The organism is Cytophagales bacterium (assembly GCA_033344775.1).
In the GTDB taxonomy this organism is placed as follows: domain Bacteria; phylum Bacteroidota; class Bacteroidia; order Cytophagales; family Cyclobacteriaceae; genus JAWPMT01.
The window spans coordinates 727501-749665 of the sequence record JAWPMT010000005.1 but is presented as its reverse complement, the minus strand read 5'-3'; the positions used below and the strand labels follow the sequence as shown (position 1 = coordinate 749665).

General features: G+C 42.3%; 15 protein-coding genes and 1 tRNA gene. 11 read left to right on the top strand and 5 right to left on the bottom strand.

What is annotated here, in order from left to right; all coding sequences use genetic code 11:
• Positions 1 to 20 precede the first annotated feature (20 nt).
• The 7 genes from R8G66_20750 (at position 21) to R8G66_20720 (ending at position 12819) form a co-directional block, all read left to right on the top strand.
• Complete coding sequence (locus R8G66_20750) at positions 21 to 3314, top strand: SusC/RagA family TonB-linked outer membrane protein (GenBank protein MDW3194815.1); 3294 nt, start codon at positions 21 to 23, stop codon at positions 3312 to 3314.
• Between the two features lie 20 nt (positions 3315 to 3334).
• Positions 3335 to 5059 (top strand): SusD/RagB family nutrient-binding outer membrane lipoprotein, encoded by a 1725-nt coding sequence (locus R8G66_20745; GenBank protein MDW3194814.1) that lies wholly within the window; start codon positions 3335 to 3337, stop codon positions 5057 to 5059.
• Positions 5060 to 5084: 25 nt separating this feature from the next.
• Positions 5085 to 6020 (top strand): hypothetical protein, encoded by a 936-nt coding sequence (locus tag R8G66_20740; protein ID MDW3194813.1) that lies wholly within the window; start codon positions 5085 to 5087, stop codon positions 6018 to 6020.
• Between the two features lie 145 nt (positions 6021 to 6165).
• A complete protein-coding gene (locus R8G66_20735; GenBank protein ID MDW3194812.1) occupies positions 6166 to 9447 on the top strand; it encodes a VCBS repeat-containing protein in 3282 nt (1093 codons plus the stop codon).
• Positions 9444 to 10538, top strand: a complete 1095-nt coding sequence (locus R8G66_20730; protein ID MDW3194811.1) for an aryl-sulfate sulfotransferase — start codon at positions 9444 to 9446, stop codon at positions 10536 to 10538. Before R8G66_20735 ends, R8G66_20730 begins: the two co-directional genes overlap by 4 nt.
• Before the next feature lie 5 nt (positions 10539 to 10543).
• Positions 10544 to 11719 (top strand): chromate efflux transporter, encoded by a 1176-nt coding sequence (gene chrA, locus R8G66_20725; GenBank protein ID MDW3194810.1) that lies wholly within the window; start codon positions 10544 to 10546, stop codon positions 11717 to 11719.
• Between the two features lie 83 nt (positions 11720 to 11802).
• Positions 11803 to 12819, top strand: coding sequence for a sulfotransferase (locus tag R8G66_20720; protein ID MDW3194809.1), 1017 nt, complete (start codon positions 11803 to 11805; stop codon positions 12817 to 12819).
• Positions 12820 to 13003: 184 nt separating this feature from the next.
• On the opposite strand, the gene rfaD is transcribed toward R8G66_20720, so the two are convergent.
• Positions 13004 to 13966 carry an ADP-glyceromanno-heptose 6-epimerase gene (gene rfaD / locus R8G66_20715; protein MDW3194808.1) on the bottom strand — a complete coding sequence of 321 codons (963 nt, stop codon included), beginning with the start codon at positions 13964 to 13966 and terminating at the stop codon, positions 13004 to 13006.
• 88 nt (positions 13967 to 14054) lie between these two features.
• Here rfaD and R8G66_20710 point away from each other — a divergent pair, with 88 nt between their 5' ends.
• Entirely contained in the window at positions 14055 to 14474 is a 420-nt protein-coding gene (locus R8G66_20710; GenBank protein ID MDW3194807.1) for a 6-carboxytetrahydropterin synthase, read from the top strand.
• Positions 14475 to 14502: 28 nt separating this feature from the next.
• Positions 14503 to 15609: a lipid-A-disaccharide synthase gene (lpxB, locus tag R8G66_20705; GenBank protein ID MDW3194806.1), complete on the top strand. Its 1107-nt coding sequence runs from the start codon at positions 14503 to 14505 to the stop codon at positions 15607 to 15609.
• Here lpxB and clpX read toward each other — a convergent pair.
• The 4 genes from clpX to R8G66_20685 all read right to left on the bottom strand — a co-directional run bounded on the left by clpX (position 15606) and on the right by R8G66_20685 (position 19089).
• Entirely contained in the window at positions 15606 to 16835 is a 1230-nt protein-coding gene (gene clpX / locus R8G66_20700; protein MDW3194805.1) for an ATP-dependent Clp protease ATP-binding subunit ClpX, read from the bottom strand. The genes lpxB and clpX overlap by 4 nt on opposite strands.
• 11 nt (positions 16836 to 16846) lie before the next feature.
• A complete protein-coding gene (locus R8G66_20695; GenBank protein MDW3194804.1) occupies positions 16847 to 17515 on the bottom strand; it encodes an ATP-dependent Clp protease proteolytic subunit in 669 nt (222 codons plus the stop codon).
• Positions 17516 to 17609: 94 nt separating this feature from the next.
• The gene (gene tig / locus R8G66_20690; GenBank protein ID MDW3194803.1) at positions 17610 to 18935 is read right to left on the bottom strand and encodes a trigger factor; all 1326 of its coding nucleotides are present in this window, start codon (positions 18933 to 18935) and stop codon (positions 17610 to 17612) included.
• Between the two features lie 72 nt (positions 18936 to 19007).
• Positions 19008 to 19089: transfer RNA gene (locus R8G66_20685), tRNA-Leu, on the bottom strand.
• 68 nt (positions 19090 to 19157) lie between these two features.
• Between R8G66_20685 and R8G66_20680 the strand changes: the two genes are divergently transcribed.
• Together R8G66_20680 and R8G66_20675 are read left to right on the top strand one after the other, a co-directional pair.
• Positions 19158 to 21374 (top strand): bifunctional (p)ppGpp synthetase/guanosine-3',5'-bis(diphosphate) 3'-pyrophosphohydrolase, encoded by a 2217-nt coding sequence (locus R8G66_20680; protein MDW3194802.1) that lies wholly within the window; start codon positions 19158 to 19160, stop codon positions 21372 to 21374.
• Between the two features lie 14 nt (positions 21375 to 21388).
• Positions 21389 to 21856: a transcriptional repressor gene (locus tag R8G66_20675; protein ID MDW3194801.1), complete on the top strand. Its 468-nt coding sequence runs from the start codon at positions 21389 to 21391 to the stop codon at positions 21854 to 21856.
• Positions 21857 to 22165: the final 309 nt, after the last annotated feature.

Here is a 22165-nt window from a genome sequence, read left to right as displayed (position 1 = left end):
CTTAATAAACCAATTCTAATATGAAGAGGATTTTACTACTTAGTTTGTTTAGTTTGTCTGTGGTCTTTTCTGCCCTAGCGCAGGATAGAACAGTTACAGGTAAGGTAACTTCTGAAGAAGACGGAAGTACTATACCTGGTGTGAACGTGATCCTGAAAGGTACTACTAACGGTACCACGACGGATTTCGATGGGAACTTCAGTTTGTCAGTGCCAGCAGATGGTGGCATTCTGGTGTTTTCGTTTATTGGCTTAATCAGCCAGGAAGCAACGATCGGTAGCCGGTCTACGATTGACGTAGCCATGCAGTCCGACGTGCAGGAACTTCAAGAGGTGGTTGTTACCGCCCTCGGTATCAGTAAAGAGCGTAAAGCGCTTGGATACGGGGTGTCATCCATCGACAATGAAGTATTAGTTGATCGTCAGGAAGCTGATGTTGCTCGTCTCTTAAGAGGTAAAGCAACTGGGGTAGACATTACCCAAACTTCCGGTCTTTCAGGTTCAGGTACGAATATCATCATCCGAGGGTATTCTACAATTACTGGTTCCAACCAGCCTTTGTTCGTAGTTGATGGGGTTCCTTTCAACACCGATACGAACACAGGTAACCAAGGGTTTGGTTCTGGTAGTGCAACAGCATCTTCCCGATTCCTTGATCTGGATCCTAACACGATTGAAGAAATTTCGATCTTGAAAGGTCTTTCAGCAACGGTACTATACGGAGAGGCTGGACGTAATGGTGTGGTTTTGGTAACTACCAAAAACGGTAAAGCTGGTCAGAATGCTTCTAGAAAAGCTGAGGTTAGCATCCGTCAAGGTGTTTATGTTTCTGAAATTGCTAACCTGCCTGATTATCAGAACACTTACGGAAACGGTTTCAACGCTGGTTTCGGATGGTTCTTCTCTAACTGGGGGGCTGCTTTCAACGATTTGAACCCATCTTCTTACGGTTCTGATTTCCAGGGACTGACTGCTGACGGTACTCAAGTACTCATCACTCACCCATTGGATCAAACACAGTATAATGATGATGTTCCTGAGTTCATCGGAGCGGAGTACATTTATCGTCCTTACGAAAGTGTTGAGAACTTCTTCGAAAGTGGTGTTTCTTCAAACACTTCAATCGCTGTTGAGAGTAAGTTGGCTGACAATGCATCTTTGAGTGCTACTTACAGCTACTTGACTGACCAGGGCTTTACTCCTAAGTTGGCTAACGGTGATCGATCTAACTACATTGATAAGAATAACTTCGGTTTGGGTGCTCAGGCTACCTTGAACAATGGTCTTTCTATCAGAGGTTCTTTTAACTATATCCAGTCTGAAAGATTTACACCTATTACTGCACCTGCATTTGGTGGTGATGGTAACGGTCTTTTCGCTGCGATCCTGTTTACTCCTCGATCTGTAGATCTTTTGGGTCTTCCATTCCAGTCTCCTATTGATGGTTCTAACATCTATTATAGACGTGGTTCTCCGATCCAAAACCCGCTTTGGACTTTGAATAACTCAGGTCAGAGCGAGCAAGTCAACAGATTCTTCTCTAGTACTCAGTTGTCTTATAAATTGACTGATAACCTTTCATTGATGTATCGTCTGAGTGTTGATAACTATCAGCAGGAAAACAAACGTCATGTAAACAAAGGTGGACCAAGACAGCCTCTTGGTGAGTTGACAACTACGGACATCAGTAATAGAATCACTGACCAAATCATCAACGTATTGTATAACTTCAGCTTACCTGGAGAGATCACTGTTGATGGGGTTGTTGGATTCAACTCTCGTAGAGAAGTAAGAGATATCTCTGTACTATCAAGCTCTAACCAGTTTGTATATAACATTCTTTCTCACAATAACTTCATTGACCACTTAGGTTTCTCTGGATTCAGTGAGGAAAATACATTAGGTCTTTATGCTACTGCTTCAGTTGGTTTCAAATATGCATTGTTCTTGAACTTGCAGGCTAGAAATGACTGGACGTCTACGTTGGAGCAAGAGAATCGTTCAGTATTCTATCCTTCTGCTAGTTTGGCATTTGTACCTACTGATGCGATCACTGCGATCAGCAACAGTAATATTCTGAATTTCTTGAAAGTACGTGTAGGATACGGACGATCTGCAGGTTATCCTGACCCATACAGAACTAGGTCTGTTCTCGATGCAAGTACGAACCAATTCGTAACTGCTGGTGGTACAGTATTGAATACTAACTCTGTATCTAACTTCTTGGGTAACAGAAACTTGACCGCTCAGTTCTTCAACGAGATCGAGGCTGGAGTTGAAGCAAGATTACTTGATAATATCATCGGAATCGACCTTTCTCTTTACCAAAAGACCTCAGAAGACCTGATCATCAACTTGCCTCTTGATCCTTCTACAGGATTTACAGTAACTACTGTAAACGCTGCGAAAATGGAGAACAAGGGAGTTGAGCTTGGTGTGAACATTACGCCTCCACTTCCTAACGGAATCAAGTGGGACATCAACTTGAACTACACCAGAAATGTTTCTAACGTAGAGTCTATCTTCGAAGGAATCGATCAGGTTCAGACTGCAGGTTACAGCACATTAGGTAACTATGCGATTCCTGGTCAGCAGTTTGGTGTATTCTTCGGCGAGTCTTTCCTGAAAGTTCAGGATGTATTTGACGAAAACGGAAATAACCTGACTAACTACGGCGACCAAGTTGGTCTGTTTGTAGTAGACAACCAAGGTGCATACCAGTCTTCTGGTAACTTTGAAGTAATTGGTGATCCTAACCCTAACTTCCAGGCTAACTGGGATAACAGCATTAGCTGGAAAGGGATTTCATTTGGATTCCAGTGGCAGTACATTGACGGTGGAGATATCTTCTCTTCTACTGTTCAGTCACTACTTGCTCGGGGTAACACAGTTGATACTGACGTAGACAGAAACGTTCCTTTGGTAATGCCTAATGCTGTGAAGCAAACGGGTACTGATGACAATGGAAACCCTGTTTATGTGCCTAATGATGTTCAGACATATATTGGTGATAGCTTCTTCCGAGCTTATTTCTTCGCGGATGAAGGAGGGGTATTTGATGGAACTGTAATCAGATTGCGTCAAGTTTCTCTTGGATATGTTTTACCTAAGTCTCTTCTTGAGAAGACTCCTTTCGGTACCGTTGGTATCACGCTTTCAGGAGAGAACTTGTGGTACAATGCTCCTAACTTCCCTGAAGGAATCAACTTTGATCCTGAGATTTCTAGCTTAGGTGTAGGTAACGGTAGAGGTTTCGACTTCCGTACTGCTCCTACCGCTAAGAAATATGGTGCAACGCTTAGTCTAACTTTCTAATTCACTTAAGATTTAGGATAATGAAGAAAATTATCAATAGATTATTTATGGCTGTTGCGATCACTGCTATGATCAGTGCATGTAACAGTTTCGACTTAGATCTTCAGGATAACCCATTGGCAGTAACACCTGCAAATGCTAGTGTCAATGATTTATATAATTCCATTCAATTGGATTTCGGAGATTTCTATAGTGCTACTGAAGGTAACCCTGGAGCTGTAGCTCGAATGTATCACTTTGGAGGATTTACCTACAATGCTGCTACGACGCCAAACACGTACAACTTTGCCTGGAATACTGCTTATGCAGGCCTATTCCCGGATATTGATAACGTGTTATTGCTTGCTGAAGCAAACGGTTTAGATATCCATGCTGGAACTGTCAAAATCATGAAGGCTTATACCATGATGGTTTTGGTGGATCTTTTCGGTGATGTGCCTTTCAGCGAAGCTGGACAAGGAACAGATATCATTAGCCCGAATGTTGATTCTGGACAGGATGTTTACAATGCGGCCATTGCTTTGCTTGATGAGGCCATTGCTCAGTTGGATGGAACAGTAGCTGGTGCTCCTGCCTTCGATAACTTCTACGGAGGGGATCCTGAAGGTTGGATTAAGTTTGCGAATACCTTGAAGTTGAGAGCTGCATTGAACACTGGTGATGCTTCTACCATTAACACTTTGGTTTCTGGTGGCATGATCATCGATGAGGCAGGCGAGGATTTCCAAATTAATTTTGGTAATCAGCGAACCAATCCTAACTCACGACATCCTTTTTACAATAACCATTACGAGGTAGGAGACGGTGCTTACTTGTCTAACTACTACATGTGGTTGTTAAGAAGAGGTCGTGAAAGTGAGATCACTGACGGTGTTAGAATCGATGACCCTAGAAGAAGATATTACTTCTACAGAAAAGTTTCTGACGCGGAAGCTCAGGATGCAACTACGTATTCTTGCCACTTTACGGCACTTCCTACGGATGATCCTGGTACTACTATCGATCACTGGACTGCCATTGATCCTAACCTAGCTGAGGTTTATTGCGTTGTGGCTGATGGATACAGCGGTAGAGATCACGGTAATGGTGGTGGTATTCCTCCAGATGGTCCAATCAGAACCTCCTATGGTCTGTATCCTGGTGGTGGAGATTTCGATGACAGTACTTTCGATGATACCCGTGCAAACGGAACATTAGGAGGTCTTGGGCAAGGAATTTTCCCTATCATGTTGAGTTCTTTTGTAGACTTCATGAGAGCAGAAGCTGCCTTATCATTGGGTACTGCAGATGATGCCAGAGCATTGCTTGAAAGTGGAATCAGAAAGTCCCTGGATAAAGTGGAAGGCTTTGAGTCTTTGGTTGCTACTAAAATGGGAACCAGTGTAGAACTGAGAGATGGTAGCATAGGGACAATCAAAGAATTGTTCGGTATGAGCGATGCTGACAAAGACGATTACGTTGCTGAGATTCTTGCTATTTATGACGCTGCTACTACAGCTCAGGAAAGAATCGACGTTGTAGTTACTGAGTATTATATCGCAGCTTGGGGTAATGGCCTCGAAGCATATAATATGTACAGAAGAACAGGGTTCCCATCTAACATTCAGCCAACGCTGGAAGTTGATCCGGGACAATTCCCTAATACATTCTTCTATCCAGTGGATTTTGTTACCAGAAACTCGAATGTTGATACTAAGCCTATCGCCGTTCCTACGTTCTGGCAATCGCTGACTAACTTGAGATAATTGATCACTTTAATTGAGAATGAAAATGAAATTTTTCAATAACATGAAATTGAGGTTGTCAATTGGTTTGATGGCCTTAGTGATGGTCTTCACTGCCTGTGAAGATCCTGATAAAGCTCCTATTGTAACTTTCGATAGTGCAGGACACGGAATCTACCCAAGGTTGATCTCTGAAGATGGTGCACTTTTGGTGAACCTACTTACTGAGACTGATTTCAATTCGTCTAACTACAGCTACACAGTTGAGTTTGTCGATGACAATGCGGGTCAGAATGTTGCTGAAGTTTATGTAGAAGTAGTGTACAATCCTGTTGGCGGATCTGCACAAGCTGCTGTAGAGGTAACTCGAGTAGGTGCATCTGCATTGACTGCTAGTGAGAATGGCTTCCTTCAAACTACGTTTGATGTAAGCTCTACTGCAATCACTTCTGCAATTGGTCTTGGATATGCTGATTTTGCTGCTGGAGACGAATTCCAGTTATCTACTGTAATTGTGCACGTAGATGGAACAGAATATCGCAGCACAAACTCCTCCTCTTCTGTTAGAGGTGCGGCTTTCCGAGGTGGTCGATTTGCGTTTACACGCCCTTTAGCCTGCCCTTCGGCATTGGAAGGAACGTATTCTTACGCGACTACCGATATCTGGTGTGGTGGTGCTGATGTAACTGGCACTGTAGAGCTTCAAGCGCTTGGTGGCGGTAGATATCAGTTCGACGATTGGGCATTTGGTGCATACGGACCTTGCTACGGTGGTGGCGGTGCTAGTGGTGACCTTACCTTTACTGATGTATGTGAGGTTGTTTCTTTCACTGGCTTTACTGATAGCTTTGGTGATACCTGGACCTACACTTCTTCTATTAGTGGAGAAGAGTGGACCATTGCTTGGGATAACACTTATGGTGAGTCTGCGACTTCCGTAATTACATTCCCTGGAGGTGTACCATTTACCTTAGCTCCTTAAGTAGTAAATTATTTAATTGATAAAAGCCGCCTTAGCAATAAGGCGGCTTTTTTAATATTGCTCTGATTTAAGTGATAGTATTATGAGGTTCGGACTAGCACAGAACAGACTTTTAATCATATTCCTGCTTTTAGGCTTATTTATTATGAGCTGTTCAGACTCATCAACTCAAAAAACAAAGGAAGAACCAGAAGAAAGCGCATTATTTGAAGAAGTTTCGTCTGATGCTTCAGGAATTCAATTTTCCAACGATCTGAAACACGATGTTTCAACTAAAGCCAATTTGTTTGATTTTGATTATTTCTATAATGGTGCCGGAGTAGCCATGGTAGATATCAACAACGATGGCTTACAGGACATTTTTTTTACTGGCAATCAGGTTCCCAATAGACTTTACCTGAATAGAGGGGAATTAAGATTTGAAGATATCTCAGAGCAAGCAGGTATCAATGCTGGAAAGCGTTGGTCCAATGGAGTGACTATTGCAGATATCAATGGCGATGGTTGGTCAGATATATATGTCTCCCAAGGTGGTCCGAATGAAGAATATGATAGAGGAAACTTACTGTTCATCAACAACCAGGACAACACTTTTTCAGAAAAGGCTAAAGATTATGGCCTGGCAGATCAGGGAATAAGCACACAAGCGGGATTCTTTGACTTTGATAGAGATGGTGACCTTGATTGTTTCGTGCTCAATGAGAGCCCCGCATATGGTTTAGATCCGGTTACATTTTATCGCCAGATGAGAGTAACGAAAGGCTTATTGGGTAAAAGTTCAAGTCACTTATATGAAAATGATGGAGGCGTTTTTAAAGACATTACTGCCCAGGCAGGAATGCTTAGGCCTTCATTTGGCCTGGGGCTTTCTATCAGTGATATAAACGATGATGGCTGGTTGGATATATATATTGCTAATGACTATTATATCCCCGATGCCATGTACATCAATCAAGGTAACGGTCGCTTTTTTGACGAAATCAAATTAAGAGCAAGTCAGGTATCCTTTTTCGGTATGGGTGTGGATATTGCAGATTTTAATAATGATTTGCACAAAGATATTTTGGTGCTTGACATGGCGTCAAAGGACCACTATCGTTCTAAAACATTAATGGCAAGCATGGATGTAGATCAATTTGACATGCTTACGGAGGATCTTGGTTTTGCTCATCAATACATGTTCAATTCTCTGCAGCTAAATACGAGCAATCAGAATTTCCGGAATGTAAGCCATCAGATGGGAATTTCTAAGACGGATTGGAGTTGGGCAGGGTTAATTACCGATTTCGATAATGATGGCTGGAAGGATATATATGTGACCAATGGATATCGAAGGTATGCCCTGGATAATGACTTTAAGAATGAGGTAACGAAAACCCAGATCATGTACCGGGGCAATGTGCCAATCAGTGCCAAGAGTGAGCTCTATGAGCAAATGAATTCTGAAAAACTGCCAAATGTCCTCTACAAAAACGATGGAAAGTTTGGCTTTTCGGACGTCAGTAAGACTTCTGGTTTAGGTAAAGCGTCCTTTTCTAATGGGGCGGCCTATGGCGATCTGGACAATGATGGTGACCTGGATCTGGTAGTCAATAACCTGGATCAGGAAGCATTCTTGTTTCAAAACAAAGCTGTTGATTCAAAGGCTGGGAATTACTTGACTATAGCCGTAGAGAGTGATATTTCAGAAAGTTTCCCAAAAGTGTACATTAAATATGGCGCCAAAGCTCAGGTTATCGAAATAAAAGGAGTACGAGGATACTTTTCTTATGTAGAACCAGTAGCTCACTTTGGATTAGGCCCTATAGACAAGGTAGACACTGTCCAGGTAGTTTGGCCAGGAGGTGAAACCGCTTATCGATACGATGTGCAAGCAAATCAACGGATAACGATCAAAGCTGAAGAAACGGAGAAGATGAGTGATGCGAAGGAGAAAATAGCCTTATTTCAGGAGGCTGATTTAACGAAATTGGGGCTTGATTATCGGCATGTGGAGAACGAATTTGATGATTTCCGCAAAGAAGTTTTGTTGCCTTACAAGCAATCAACTTTAGGTCCGGCTTATGTCATGGGTGACGTCAATGGAGATGGGCTGGAAGACATTTATCTGGGAGGAGCTTCAGGACAAGCGGCTAGTGTTTATGTTCAGCGACCAGATGGCTTTATTAGGTTAGTCCTGGCCGCTTTCGAGACGGATAAGGTCTATGAAGATATCAGCGCTAGCTTATTTGATATAGATGGTGATGACGATTTAGATCTTTATGTAGTAAGCGGTGGAAATGAGCACATTCCGGATGCTGAATGGTATGAGGATCGACTTTACATCAATGACGGCAAAGGGAACTTTGAAAGACAGCAATTTTCAGGAAATACACCGAAGTTTAGCGGCGGGGTGGTAAAACCAATTGATTTTGATGGCGATGGCGATCAGGATCTGATCGTAGGAAATAGGATAAGGCCTCAGCAGTACCCAATTGCCGGACAATCACAGATTTTAATAAATGATGGAGGTAAATTAGTTGATGTAACCTCGGAAGTTGCTCCTCAATTATTAGAGCAGGGAATCATCAATGATATATTGGTTTCTGATTTCAATGATGATGGTAAGCCTGACTTTTTTGCTGTAGGTGAATGGGGTGAAATTGGGCTCTTTCGAAATACAGGAGTCGCCTTTGAAAAGGTAACCGAGAGTTATGGTCTTGAGGATATAAAAGGGTGGTGGTTTTCTGTTACAGAGACAGATGCCAATCAGGATGGCTTACCGGATTATGTAGTAGGGAATGTGGGTTTGAATACAAAATTCAAGGCCTCCGTGGAGAAACCATTTAAGGTTTATGCCAATGATTTTGATGCAAACGGAACCCTCGATGTGGTGTTAAGTCAGTCTTACAAGGAAAAGTATGTGCCTGTAAGGGGGCGAGAATGTTCTTCCGAACAGATGCCTTTCCTTGCCAAAAAGTACGAGACTTATTCCTCCTTTGCTAATGCCTCTATAGATGAGATTTTTGGTGAGGAACTAAATGAATCACTTGCACTCGAAGTAAATGAGTTTAGATCAGTACTATTGATCAATAAAGGAGCGCAAGGCTTTGAGGTAAAGCCACTCCCAAATCAGGCACAAACATTTCCATTGTTGAGTACAGTCACCAAAGACCTGGATGGGGATGGCCTGGATGAAATAATTCTTGCTGGGAATATTTATAATACGGAAGTGGAAACACCAAGATGGGATGGAGGAACTGGATTAGTCTTAAAATCTGACGGAAAGGGTAATTATCATGCCATGCAGTCAGATAAGACCGGGATCTTTCTTTCGGGCAATGTTAAAGACTTACAATGGTTGTCCATGGAAGGACAAGGAGAATTGTTACTGGCCATACGCAGCAATGGTCCGGTCAGCGTATTTAATAAAGTAGATAGCAATTGAAATCAATATCCAAATCATCATTTTTTGCCTGCCTTTTGGCAGTATTTGGTCTTATCAGATGTGAAGTTAAGGAGCAGGAACCATTGATCATTCCTTCTACGTTGGCCTCATTTCAGGTGGAAGTAGGGAATGAACAGTCTTTCGATGGTTATATATTTCTTCGACAAATTGTAAGCCCTGGTGCTCAGATGATGATCGATAGCAGAGGTCAGGTAAAGTGGTTTCAAGCTTCTGATACCGCTCTGTTTAGACCTTACGCACCTTACGATAAAAGTTATGTTGCGTTGTACAGTGACAAAGTCATCCATGATATTTCCTATAAGGGCGATACGCTTGTCGAATTGAGGTATGGACAAAATGGATTTGATCGACTATTACATCATGAATTGGTCAAAGATTCGGAAGGAAATTATGTGGCGTTGACCCGTGAATTTATTCCTGCTGATCTTTCTGAATTCGGCGGAGAAAGTACAGATACCATAAAAACAGACGGAATCATCAAACTATCTGCAACAGGTGAAAAGCTCTGGCACTGGTCGCTGGATCAAGAGATTGACCCATTGACTTTTGATGGGATCAAACGAGTCAAGAAAGATTGGGGACATGCCAATGCCCTATATATTGAAGAGGATGGACATTATCTGGTTTCTTGGAGGGATTTCAATGCGATCTGGAAAATCAATAGCCAAACCGGAGAAGTCATCTGGAAGGTAGGTCACGACACCTTTTCAGATAAAACGAATTATTTCTACAAACAGCACGGTGTACATCGCAACGTACGAAACGAGGTAGTTCTTTTTGATAATGGAGATCGACGAGAACGAGGAACTTCCCGAGCCTATGCTTTTCGGGATGGAAACCCAGTACAAACCACTGATATCATTACATTGCCTGATTCACTTTTTACCTTTAAACAAGGTAGCGTATATGAAATGGGCAAAGATCAGTGGCTGTTTAGTAGCACCATGAACAAACGTTTGATCATTACAGATAAAGACGGAGAAGTTACCTGGATGGCGTTAAGCGATCAGCCTTTTTATCGTGCCTATTATTTGGATTCGGATTTCCTAAAAACTAACGGCCTACAATAACAGATTTGGAGAATAAGGTTTCTTTGTGGTATCTCGTTAAAGTATTCCTGTTTATCGGAGTAACGGCCTTCGGAGGTTATACCGCACTAGTAGCCATCATCAGGAAGCGATTAGTCGAGCAGGATCGGGTCCTGGATGATCGATTGATCATGGATAGTATCACACTAGCGTCCGTTCTCCCCGGTCCATTAGCGGTAAATATCACCACTTACATCGGATTCTATTTGAAGGGTTGGGCAGGAGCATTGCTGTCCATGGCTGCCGTATTGTTTCCTTCAGTATTGCTGATGATGCTATTAGCTGAATTCCAGAGCAATTTCAACGAAATTGGATTAATCGCTGCTTTTCTGGAAGGTGTACTCCCTGTAATTGCAGCCATTATTTTTTCGGTGGCTTTCAAAATGGCTAAAAAGAACATCAAAACATGGTGGCAGTGGGTCATATTTCTAGCGACTGCTATCAGTGCATTCCTATTAAAAGGATATATCGTGTTCATCATCACCATTGTACTGGCTGGATTCATTGGGTTATTCTTGGGGGAGAAGGAAACGTCTAAGACCGACGTGGACATGAGTAAAAAAGTCAGGTCTGCAGTTATAGGAGTAGTGGTTATTGCAGCTGCTTTTCTATTGATCTCGTTTCTTTGGGGAGAAGAGGCAATACTGCTAAATACTTTTTCAAAGGTGAGCCTTACGTTATTTGGTGGGGGTTATGTCATGATACCCGTATTGCATGATTTAGTTGTGGAACAAAATCAATGGCTGGCTTCTTCAGAATTCGCTCAGGCCATAGCCTTCGGGCAGATTACTCCAGGACCAATATTGGTGTCAGCCACTTTTGTTGGATACAAGGTGTCTGGTATACTGGGAGCGTTAGTAGCTACAGTAGGAATATTTTTACCATCCGCCTTATTGATCATTCTGGTAGGTGTTTTTTATCAGTCCATCAGCGGATTGGCGGTAATCAGCAAGTTGTTTAAAGGGATCAGTCCGGCCATTATTGGTTTCATCGTATTTTCCATTTCACTTATCATTCCTTTCAATGAACTGGATTGGTTTGCAGGACTGGTACTGATTGTTTCAGCTGTAGCCATCACAAAATTCAATATCAATTTCTTTTGGTTGATGTTGATCTTTGGAACAGGCAGTGTCTTGTTGGATCTATTCCTATCAAATTCATGAGGAATTCACATCGGATAAAACCAGTTGTCATGAGGGTTTCTACTAATTTTGGAAATTGAGCATAATCGAAGGAGTAGAGGAACATGAGGTTCAATGCAATTCAATTCATAGGTACACAACGATCCGGTTCTAATCTACTCAGGTTGATGCTTGATTCACATGCGGATATTTCTGCACCACATCCACCTCATTTATTAAAAACGTTTTATCCGTTGTTGTCATACTACGGTGATTTTCAGCGTTTGGATAATAGAACCAGCTTGGTCAACGATATGTGTGATTGGGTAGATGCCAATCCGGTTCCCTGGGAAGGAGTAGCACTTGATCGGAATAAAATTGTCGCAAGCACTTCAAGTATCATCGATATTTTCCGTCAGCTTTATGAAGCACGAATGCAACATGACGGAGCCAATATCTGGTGTTGTAAAAGCACGTTTAACATCAATTATGTAGCAGACATGGAATCGGCCATCAGGCCATTTTACATTTATTTATACCGAGATGGTCGAGATGTAGCAACTTCCTTTAAGAAGGCCATTGTAGGCCCTAAGCACGTTTACCATTTGGCTCAAAAATGGGCTGATGAGCAAAAGGCTGTCAGAGATTTTCTGGTTGGGGTTTCACCAGAGAGGTACATGGTGTTGGCCTATGAGGACCTGCTCATAAAGCCTGAAACGTGTATCCAGCAAATTTGCGACAAACTAGGGATTACATATGATCCCAAAATGCTCCAATTCTACATATCCAATGAGTCGCGTCGAACTGCAGATTCGGGTGAGATGTGGAAGAATGTACTTAACCCAGTCATGAAGGACAACACAGGAAAATATTTAAAGGAGCTTTCAGAAACGGAGATTGCTTTATTTGAAAGTGTTGCAGGTGTAGCATTAAAAGAGCTAGGGTATTCGAAAGTTTCTGGTAAAAGTGTGGCTTACGAAAGTGATATTCCTTCTTTCGAGATACAGAATCAACAACTTCAGGAGGCAGCCAGAAGTAATGCTTCGGACCAGGATAAAGAAAAACGTGCTGGTCAAAAACTACTCTTGAAGCAAATAAAATCTCGATTAGGGATTGTGGAGCAGCAGCCAAATCTGGCTTAGTAATACTCATTTCTTAAAGGACTTTATTTCGGGATTTTTCGACGTAAAATTTATTTCGGCGAATGATAAAGAATCCCCTCTTGGGAGGGGTGAGGGGTGGGTTGTTCGGAACTATTTTTGATTAAGCCACTTCAAAGAGGAGAGTATTTGTGTCCTTTTGAATCTATTTTCTCAAATATTTCTGTTAATAATATTGACTCCCCTTAAGGTAATTCCTAACATAATCCCTGACACCTTCTTCCAGGTTACAAAACGGTTCCTCATATCCAATGGACCGCAATTTGGACATCTTAGCCTCCGTGAAATATTGATATTTTTCTCGAATATCTTCAGGAGTATCGATGAAGGATATTTTCCGGGGTTTTTCCAGCGCGTCAAAAACCGCATGAGTAAGCCCTAGAAAGGTGTTTGATTGCCCGGTGCCGAGGTTGTAAATACCCGAATTTTTGCGATACCTCATAAGCCAGTACATCACATCAACAACATCCTTCACATAGATGAAATCACGCTGTTGGTGGCCGTCCTCAAAATCCGGATGATGGGACCTGAACAATTTCATTTCACCCGTTTTTGAAATCTGCCGAAACGCATGATAAACCACTGAAGCCATCCGGGATTTATGATACTCGTTAGGCCCATAAACATTGAAGAATTTCAACCCGGCCCAATAAAATGGTTTTTCGGTTTCAGCTAGTGCCCATAAGTCAAAAGCTTGCTTGGATTCTCCGTAAGGATTAAGAGGGGTGAGGTCTTTGATATTCTTCTCATCATCTTCGCTAGGTTCGAGACTCAAGCCATAAGTAGCGGCAGAACTAGCGTAGACCAATGGAATTTGATATGCCACACATTTCTTCCAGACTTGTTGTGTGTATGCCGTATTGAGTTTGTGTAGAAGTTCCCGGTCAAATTCCGCGGTATCTGTTCGGGCACCCAGGTGAAAGATGAATTCCACATGCCTGAAATGTTCATCCAGCCACTCAAAAAAAGAATCCCTTTCGATCTTTTTTAGCTGCTTACCCTTGAGGTTGTGTTCTTTTTGGGCATCCCCGAATTGATCAACAGCAATGATATGATTGAAATTTTCAGCATTCAATTTTCCGATCAGACAACTGCCAATAAATCCTGCGGCCCCGGTTACAACTATCATATTGCGAAATTAGTACGCATCATAAACACGCAGCAAGCAAAATAGATGAGAAAGAACCTCTTATCTTTGCAATTGAAATGACGAAATGATGATTTACGTAAGCAGGAAGGAGCATTTCAACGCCGCACATAAGCTGTATAATCCGAAATGGAGTAGGGAGAGGAATGCCGAAGTATTTGGTCCGTGTGCCAATGAAAATTGGCATGGGCACAACTTTGAGTTGATCGTAACAGTGAAAGGAGTACCTGATCCGGACACTGGCTTTGTAGTGGATTTGAAAAGACTGAGCACACTGGTTAGGGTCGAAATCACGGAGAAGGTCGATCATAAGAACCTGAACCTGGACGTTCCTTTTATGGAAGATATATTGCCCAGTTGCGAAAATCTCATTTTTCAATTTTGGCAAATACTGGCACCTAAAGTCAAAGAGATTGCCCCTAAGGCACAGTTGCATTCCCTAAAGCTTTACGAAACGCCACGAAACTTCGTTGAATACTTCGGAGAATGAAAGCTGGTGAAGAAAACACCCTGACACATTGAAATATTTCCTGATTGCGGGGGAGAGATCCGGAGATCTGCATGGGGCTTTTTTAATTAAACAACTCCTGAATCTGCAACCGGAAGCTGAGCTAAGAGGTTATGGTGGAGATCAAATGGCGGAACAGGGTATGGATCTCGTCGCTCATTACAGGGAGATCTCCTTCATGGGTTTCATCGAAGTAGTTCAGAATCTACAAGGGATTTCCCGCAGATTGAAAGAATGTGAGCGGGAGATACTGAGGTTCCGACCAAATGTACTCATCTTAATTGATTTTCCGGGGTTCAACCTCAGAATGGCTCGTTTTGCCAATTCACACCAATTCAAAGTAGCCTACTACATTGCCCCGAAAGCATGGGCATGGAAAGAGAGTAGAGCCAATTCGATCAAAAAGTATGTCAATCGATTGTACAGTATTCTTCCGTTTGAAGTTGATTTCTTTCAGAGACATGATTGCCCAGTGCATTATGTTGGAAATCCTGTAGTGGAAGAAATTAAGCAACATGTTTTTACAGACCTTTCGATTAACCATTTCACAGACACCAAAATTGCCTATTTGCCGGGTAGTAGAGTGCAGGAAGTTCAAACTTCCATCAAAATGATCATTGAATGCGCACGTCTCAGGCCTGACTGGCATTTTCTTATCGCTGCGGTAGATAATGTGGATGAAATTCATTACAAACCGCTTGAAGGATTGGTAAATGTGCAGGTCTTTTTGGGTAAGACGTATGAAGTTCTCCGGGCGTCAGATGCTGCCATTGTGACTTCAGGGACAGCTACGTTAGAAACGGCCTTGTTGAATATTCCGCAGGTGGTATGTTACCGAACGAGTAAGATTTCTTATTGGATTGCCCGGGCGGTGATAAAAGTTCGGTTTATATCCCTGGTCAATTTGATTTTAGATGACAGGGTAGTTCAAGAGTTCGTGCAACATGAATACACGCCGGAGATCGTTTTGAAAGAAGTGGAAAGGATCTTTGAAAAGGACGGATATCGTCAACGGATGTTGAACAACTACAAGAAACTAAACCATCAAATAGGAAGTTATTCTGCTTCTCAAAAAGTAGCAGAAGATATCACAGCCTGGATGAAAGAAAGTGATTAAGCTGCCTTGAGCTTATTGAATTTGCTCTTTTCAAATTTCTCCTCAGCGTAAGAACGATCAATGACCATTTCCTTAACATCTTCCGCAGAAGGAATTTCAAACATGGCATCAGTGATGATAGCTTCAAAAATGGATCGCAATCCTCTTGCTCCCAGTTTGAATTCCATGGCTTTCTCCACAATATAATCCAATGCGCCTTCTTCCAGCTCCAGTTTTACATCTTCCATTTCGAAGAGCTTTTGGTATTGCTTGATCAGTGCATTCTTAGGCTCTTTCAAAATCTTCTTCAACGCCTCTTCATTGAGAGGATCGAGGTGTGTAAGTACCGGAAGCCGACCAATCAATTCAGGGATCAAGCCAAAGCTTTTGAGGTCCTGTGCAGTGATATACTGGAGTAAGTTCGACTTATCAAGGTGTTGAAACCCGTTATCCTCATCACTCACAAATCCAATTGGGCGTGTATTGAGTCGGTTACCGATATGTCGTTCAATACCGTCAAAAGCACCACCACAAATGAAAAGAATATTCTCAGTGTTGACCGAAATCATTTTCTGGTCCGGGTGTTTCCTTCCGCCTTGAGGAGGGACATTCACACTCGTTCCTTCCAGTAATTTCAAAAGCGCTTGCTGTACACCTTCACCACTCACATCTCTTGTAATAGAAGGGTTATCAGACTTACGGGCAATTTTATCTAACTCATCGATGTAAACAATGCCACGTTCAGCAGATTCTACTTCGTAGTTAGCTGCCTGTAGTAGTCGGGTCAGGATACTTTCCACATCTTCGCCGACATAACCCGCTTCAGTCAAAACAGTGGCATCAGCGATACAGAAAGGAACCTGTAGGATTTTGGCAAGGGTACGGGCCAGGTAAGTTTTGCCAGTACCCGTTTGTCCTACCATGACGATGTTGGACTTTTCAATGACCACATCGTCTTTATTTTTTTGCTGCATAAGCCGCTTGTAGTGATTATAGACCGCTACGGACATGTATCTTTTTGCCTCGTCTTGTCCGACCACAAATTCATCAAGATGCCGCTTCATGTCGATCGGTTTGATCAAATTGAAGTTTGGCGTTTCAGGATCATCTTTGGTCTTCAGTTCCTCATTGAGGATCTGCTGAGCCTGTGTAATACATTTGTCACAGATGTGAGCATGTATCCCTGAGATCATCAGGTCCACATCCTTCTTATTGCGTCCGCAAAAACTACAAGTGACTTGTGCCATAAATTATTGATTTACTTTTTGATTAACACCTCATCGATCAAGCCGTATTCTTTGGCTTCGGAGGCCCTCATCCAGTAGTCCCTGTCAGAGTCTTGTTCTATTTCTTCGTAAGTTTTACCGGTATGACCGGCGAGAATCGTATAGAGGTCTTTTCTAAGCTCTTGCATTTGCTTCAAAGTGATCTCCATATCGCGAGACTGTCCTTGCATGCCACCGCTGGGTTGATGGATCATAATTCTTGCATGAGGAAGAGCAGAACGCTTTCCTTTGGCTCCACCAGCCATCAATACGGCTCCCATAGAAGCAGCCATGCCCGTACATATGGTGGCCACATCAGGTCCAACATATTGCATCGTATCATACATGCCAAGACCAGCATATACAGATCCACCCGGACTATTGATATAGAGAAGGATATCTTTTTTAGCATCTACGGATTCCAGGAATAGCAATTGCGCTGTAATGACATTACCAATACCCTCTTCAACTTGCATGCCCAGGAAAATGATTCGATCCATGATCAGTCTTGAGAAAACATCAATTTCCCTGAAGTTGGTTGGCCTTTCCTCGATAACCGCTCGCGTCATATTTTCAACACGGTCGGCATAAGCATCGAAAGTGGTGCCACTAATTCCCTGTCCTTTAACTGCGAATTTTCTAAATTCTTCTTTATTAATCATTTATGTGTAGTGCGTATTTTAACAAAAATAAAAAAAGTCCTCATAAGTGAGGACTTCTCTATTAACTCATTAATGCGATCTTAAGTTCTTTAGGTTAGACCAATTTACGGAACTCTTCGAGCGTGACCTCTTTCTCTTTTACCGTTATCTCTCCTTTTACGAATTCAAACACCTTCGTTCCTTTCACTTGATTGAATACTTTCATGTAATTCTGGCCATTTTCACCTTGCAGATAGTTGTTGGCAAATTGATCCAGTTGATCGCCCAATTGCTCCGCAATGGCTGGTCCGCCAAATTGCTGCACAATTTGAGCTTTAGCTTCGGTCATCACATCTTCGTGCTCAACCTTAAGATCATTATCAGCTGAGATTTTATCACTGATCAATGACCATCGGAGCTCTTTAGCATATTGATCATACTCATTGTCCAGCAATTCGTCAGTCATGTTCTCATTGGTAGCCTTCAACCAGGTCTTCAAAAAGCTGTCTGGTAAGGTGATACCTGATTTCTCCACTAATTCGTCTCGGACTTTCATGAAGAAAAGCTGATCACTTTCCTTACTGTACGTCTGAGAAAGTGTCTCACTCACTTTCTCTTTGAAAACCTCTTCAGAATCGACGTTTCCAGCTCCAAAAGTTTTGTCGAATAGCTCTTGATTCACTTCAGAGGGCTCGACATGTGTGATTCCCTTCACAGTGAATTCATATTTGGCCTTGGCTGTTTTTACCTGGTCTGCCGTCAAGCCAGCTAGTCGGGTGACGTAATCTGCATCTTTAAAAAACTTCTTGCCGTCGATAGTCAAGGTGTCATCGACTTTCAGGCCTTTGAATTTATTGATACCCGCTTTTTCAGCTTCTTTCAATTCAATCGTAATCTCCCGATCCAGTTCGATGCTTTCTGCAGTTATTTGTCCGTAGACTGTATCTCCTTCAGAAACTTCTTCAGCAGGAGAAGTTTCGCCAAACTGACGTTGTAGATTGCCGATAGTTTCTTCAATTACGGTATCATCTACTTTGATCTTAGCCATGTCAACCTTGACCTTCTTATCAACTTTCAGGTCAAATTCACCGGCATACCCGGCATCATAAGTGAATTCAAATTCTTTTTGTGTTTCCCAGTTGATAGCCTCCATTTCCTCACGTCTTGGCATCGGCTCACCGAGAATTCTTAAATCACTCTCTCGAATGTATTTTGTAAGCTCCTCACCAAGGATTCTATTGATTTCTTCAGCCAGGATTGATTTGCCATACATTTTTCGGATAAGACCAGGAGGGACCTTTCCAGGACGAAATCCTTTCAAGTTGGCCTTTTTACTGAAGTCCTTTATTTTTTGGTCAACACCTTGTTGATAATCCTCTTGCTTTAGGCTAATTTTAATTAAGGCCTCGTTGTTTTCGGTTTTATCAAGTGAGATATCCAATTTTGAAATAATTTAAGATGTCATTTAAAACTAAAAACCCCCTTATGCTAACAAGTCATAAGAGGGTAATTGTGCGGATGGAGGGACTCGAACCCCCATGCCTCGCGGCGCTAGATCCTAAGTCTAGTGCGTCTACCAATTTCGCCACATCCGCAAAATCGGAGTGCGAAGATAGCTAAAAAATTATATCTATGCACCTTTGTTTAAGTATTATGCAAATAAATGCGTGAATTCGAGCAAGAAGACGAAAAGAAACAAATTGTTCGCAAGTACCGAACGCTGCTAAGACATGCCAAGCCGGTTCTAAAAGACAATGATGCCAGAGTCATAAGAAAGGCGTTCAATACGTCTATGGAAGCCCATCAGGGGATGAGGCGACGTTCCGGTGAACCCTATATTTTCCATCCTATTGAAGTTTCCATGATTTGTGTGGATGAAATAGGTCTGGGTACTACATCCATCGTGGCTGCACTTTTGCATGACGTGGTGGAAGATACTGAGATCCAGCTTTCTGATATTGAAAGACTCTTTGGTCCGAAAGTCGCGAAGATCATTGATGGGTTGACCAAGATATCTGGAGTTTTTGATCAAGGGTCTTCTCAACAAGCAGAAAATTTCAGGAAGATGATCCTTACACTTTCTGAAGATGTGAGGGTAATTCTGATCAAACTAGCGGACAGGTTACACAATATGCGTACCCTCGAAAGCATGCCCAGGGACAAACAATTGAAGATTGCTTCAGAGACCAAATTCATATATGCACCCCTGGCACACCGTTTGGGCCTCTATGCCATCAAATCAGAATTGGAAGACCTTTGTTTGAAGATTACAGATAATGAAGTTTATGTCGATGTAGCAAACAAGATCAACGCGTCACGTCAGGCACGTAATAAGTTCATTAAGAAGTTTGTGCGACCGATCAAAGACTCTCTTGATGCTCTAGGCGTCAATTACGAGATCAAGGGACGTCCCAAGTCCATCAATTCCATCTGGAATAAGATGCAAAAACAGGGAGTTTCATTTGAAGAAGTCTATGATCTATTTGCAATCAGGATCATTTTGGAAACACCCATGCAGGCGGAAAAAGCTTTGTGTTGGCAAGCCTATTCCATCGTAACGGATTTTTATCAACCCAATCCGGAAAGATTGAGAGACTGGATATCTATGCCAAAGGCCAATGGGTATGAGTCACTACACACGACTGTTATGAGTGATCGTGGCCAGTGGGTAGAAGTACAGATCCGAACCAAAAGAATGGATGACATTGCCGAAAAAGGCTATGCGGCTCACTGGAAGTACAAAGAAAACAGCGCCGGTCAAAACGAAATGGGGCTGGAAATGTGGATTGCGAAAGTCCGGGAGGTACTTGAGCAGAGTGATTCCAATGCCATTGAGTTTGTAGACGATTTCCGGTCAAACCTATACAGTGAAGAGGTATTTACTTTTACCCCAAAAGGAGATCTGGTCACTTTGCCAAACGGAGCCACGACCCTGGATTTTGCTTTTGATATACATACAGAAATAGGTGCCAGATGCATTGGGGCTAAAGTGAATCAAAAATTGGTGCCATTAAATTACAAGTTCAAGAATGGCGACCAGGTAGAGATCCTCACTTCCAAAAAGCAGAAACCTAGCGAGGATTGGTTGAAATATGTGGTCAGTTCCAAAGCGAAAAACGGCATCAAAGAAGCGCTAAAAGAAGAGCGAAAGAAATTCGCGGCAGAGGGCAAGGAAGTGGTCAAAAGAAAACTGAAACAGATCAAACAGCCATTTGACCAGGCTACGCTTAATAAGATGATCACATTCTTCAATGTGCCCACACCCACCGAACTCTACTTTTTAATAGGTAAAGGGAAGATTGAACACAATGACATAAAGAAGTTTCATGATACTTCCCAAGAGGAAAAAGTCCAAAAGCCGGTTCCCATTCCAGCCGTAAAAACATCGAAATCTAAGACCAAAGCCCCGGCTGAAAAAGGGGATATCCTGCTCATTGGAGAAGACAAAGATGTCATGGAATATAAGCTCTCCAAATGTTGCAATCCTATCCCTGGAGATGATGTGTTTGGATTTGTAACAGTGGCAGAAGGAATCAAAATTCATCGGACCAACTGTCCAAATGCCCCGGAATTGCTCTCCAACTATGGTTACCGGGTGGTAAAAGCTCAGTGGTCTTCTCAGCAAGATGAGACCTTTGAAGCGGCAATCAAAATCATTGGTACGGATCGGTTGGGACTTATTTCGGATGTGTCCAATGTGATTTCCAGTGAACTGCGGATTAATATGCGTTCCATGAAAATCAATACCGAAGGGGGAATTTTTGAAGGAGAGATCCAGTTATTCATAGAAGATACGGAGCACCTGGATCTAATGATCAGAAAATTAGAGAATGTTGAGGGAGTGCTCAATGTATCACGCTACAGCAATAATGAGATTTGATCTATCTTTGAAATATGACGCAGACGGAGACGATATTCGAGGAAGTAAAGAAAATTTTTACCGCGTTTTTAGAGAAAAAGAACCTTCGTAAGACACCTGAGAGGTTCGCTATTCTCGAAGAGATTTATACCAGAAAAGATCATTTTGATGTGGAGCTACTCTACATCAGTATGAAGGAGAAAAACTACCGGGTCAGCCGGGCTACCGTTTATAATACACTGGATTTATTAAGTGAATGCGACCTTGTTACAAAACACCAATTCGGCAAGAACATCGCCCAATACGAAAAATCCTTTGGTTTTCGACAGCATGATCACCTCATTTGCACAGATTGCAATAAAGTGGTGGAGTTCTGCGACCCACGAATCCAGAATATTCAGAATACCGTTGGCGAGTTATTGCAATTTGATGTCATCCATCATTCATTGATCCTATACGCCAATTGCAAAAACATGAATTGCGAAAACCGCCCGGATAATTAAATATTCAGAAAAGGCAGTAGAGGTCACGCTGAGCTAGCTTGTCGAAATGTGTCACCCCGAGTTTATCGAGGGGTCGCCCTCCGCAGTTGGTCAATATGATTGCAGCTATAGTCTGAGTTTATCGAAGACCAATTCCTCTTACCAGGCCGGCACTGGCGGGCCTGCCGCAGTATCCATTCCATATTACTATAAGCACAATTTATATTTGCATTCTGATTTTACTCTAAAAAGTCAATTGAGTTGAAGTTATAGTGAAGATTATAGGATTTTCGAAATGACAAAACCTTGAATGATGTAAATCGCCCCAAT

Bases quoted from the DNA above. Each gene is read 5' to 3' on its own strand.
- R8G66_20675 (MDW3194801.1), top strand. From the start codon at position 21,389: ATGACGCAGACGGAGACGATATTCGAGGAAGTAAAGAAAATTTTTACC.
- R8G66_20740 (MDW3194813.1), top strand. From the start codon at position 5,085: ATGAAATTTTTCAATAACATGAAATTGAGGTTGTCAATTGGTTTGATG.
- R8G66_20680 (MDW3194802.1), top strand. From the start codon at position 19,158: ATGCGTGAATTCGAGCAAGAAGACGAAAAGAAACAAATTGTTCGCAAG.
- rfaD (MDW3194808.1), bottom strand. From the start codon at position 13,966: ATGATAGTTGTAACCGGGGCCGCAGGATTTATTGGCAGTTGTCTGATC.
- R8G66_20695 (MDW3194804.1), bottom strand. From the start codon at position 17,515: ATGATTAATAAAGAAGAATTTAGAAAATTCGCAGTTAAAGGACAGGGA.
- R8G66_20710 (MDW3194807.1), top strand. From the start codon at position 14,055: ATGATTTACGTAAGCAGGAAGGAGCATTTCAACGCCGCACATAAGCTG.
- clpX (MDW3194805.1), bottom strand. From the start codon at position 16,835: ATGGCACAAGTCACTTGTAGTTTTTGCGGACGCAATAAGAAGGATGTG.
- R8G66_20720 (MDW3194809.1), top strand. From the start codon at position 11,803: ATGAGGTTCAATGCAATTCAATTCATAGGTACACAACGATCCGGTTCT.
- R8G66_20750 (MDW3194815.1), top strand. From the start codon at position 21: ATGAAGAGGATTTTACTACTTAGTTTGTTTAGTTTGTCTGTGGTCTTT.
- R8G66_20745 (MDW3194814.1), top strand. From the start codon at position 3,335: ATGAAGAAAATTATCAATAGATTATTTATGGCTGTTGCGATCACTGCT.
- R8G66_20735 (MDW3194812.1), top strand. From the start codon at position 6,166: ATGAGCTGTTCAGACTCATCAACTCAAAAAACAAAGGAAGAACCAGAA.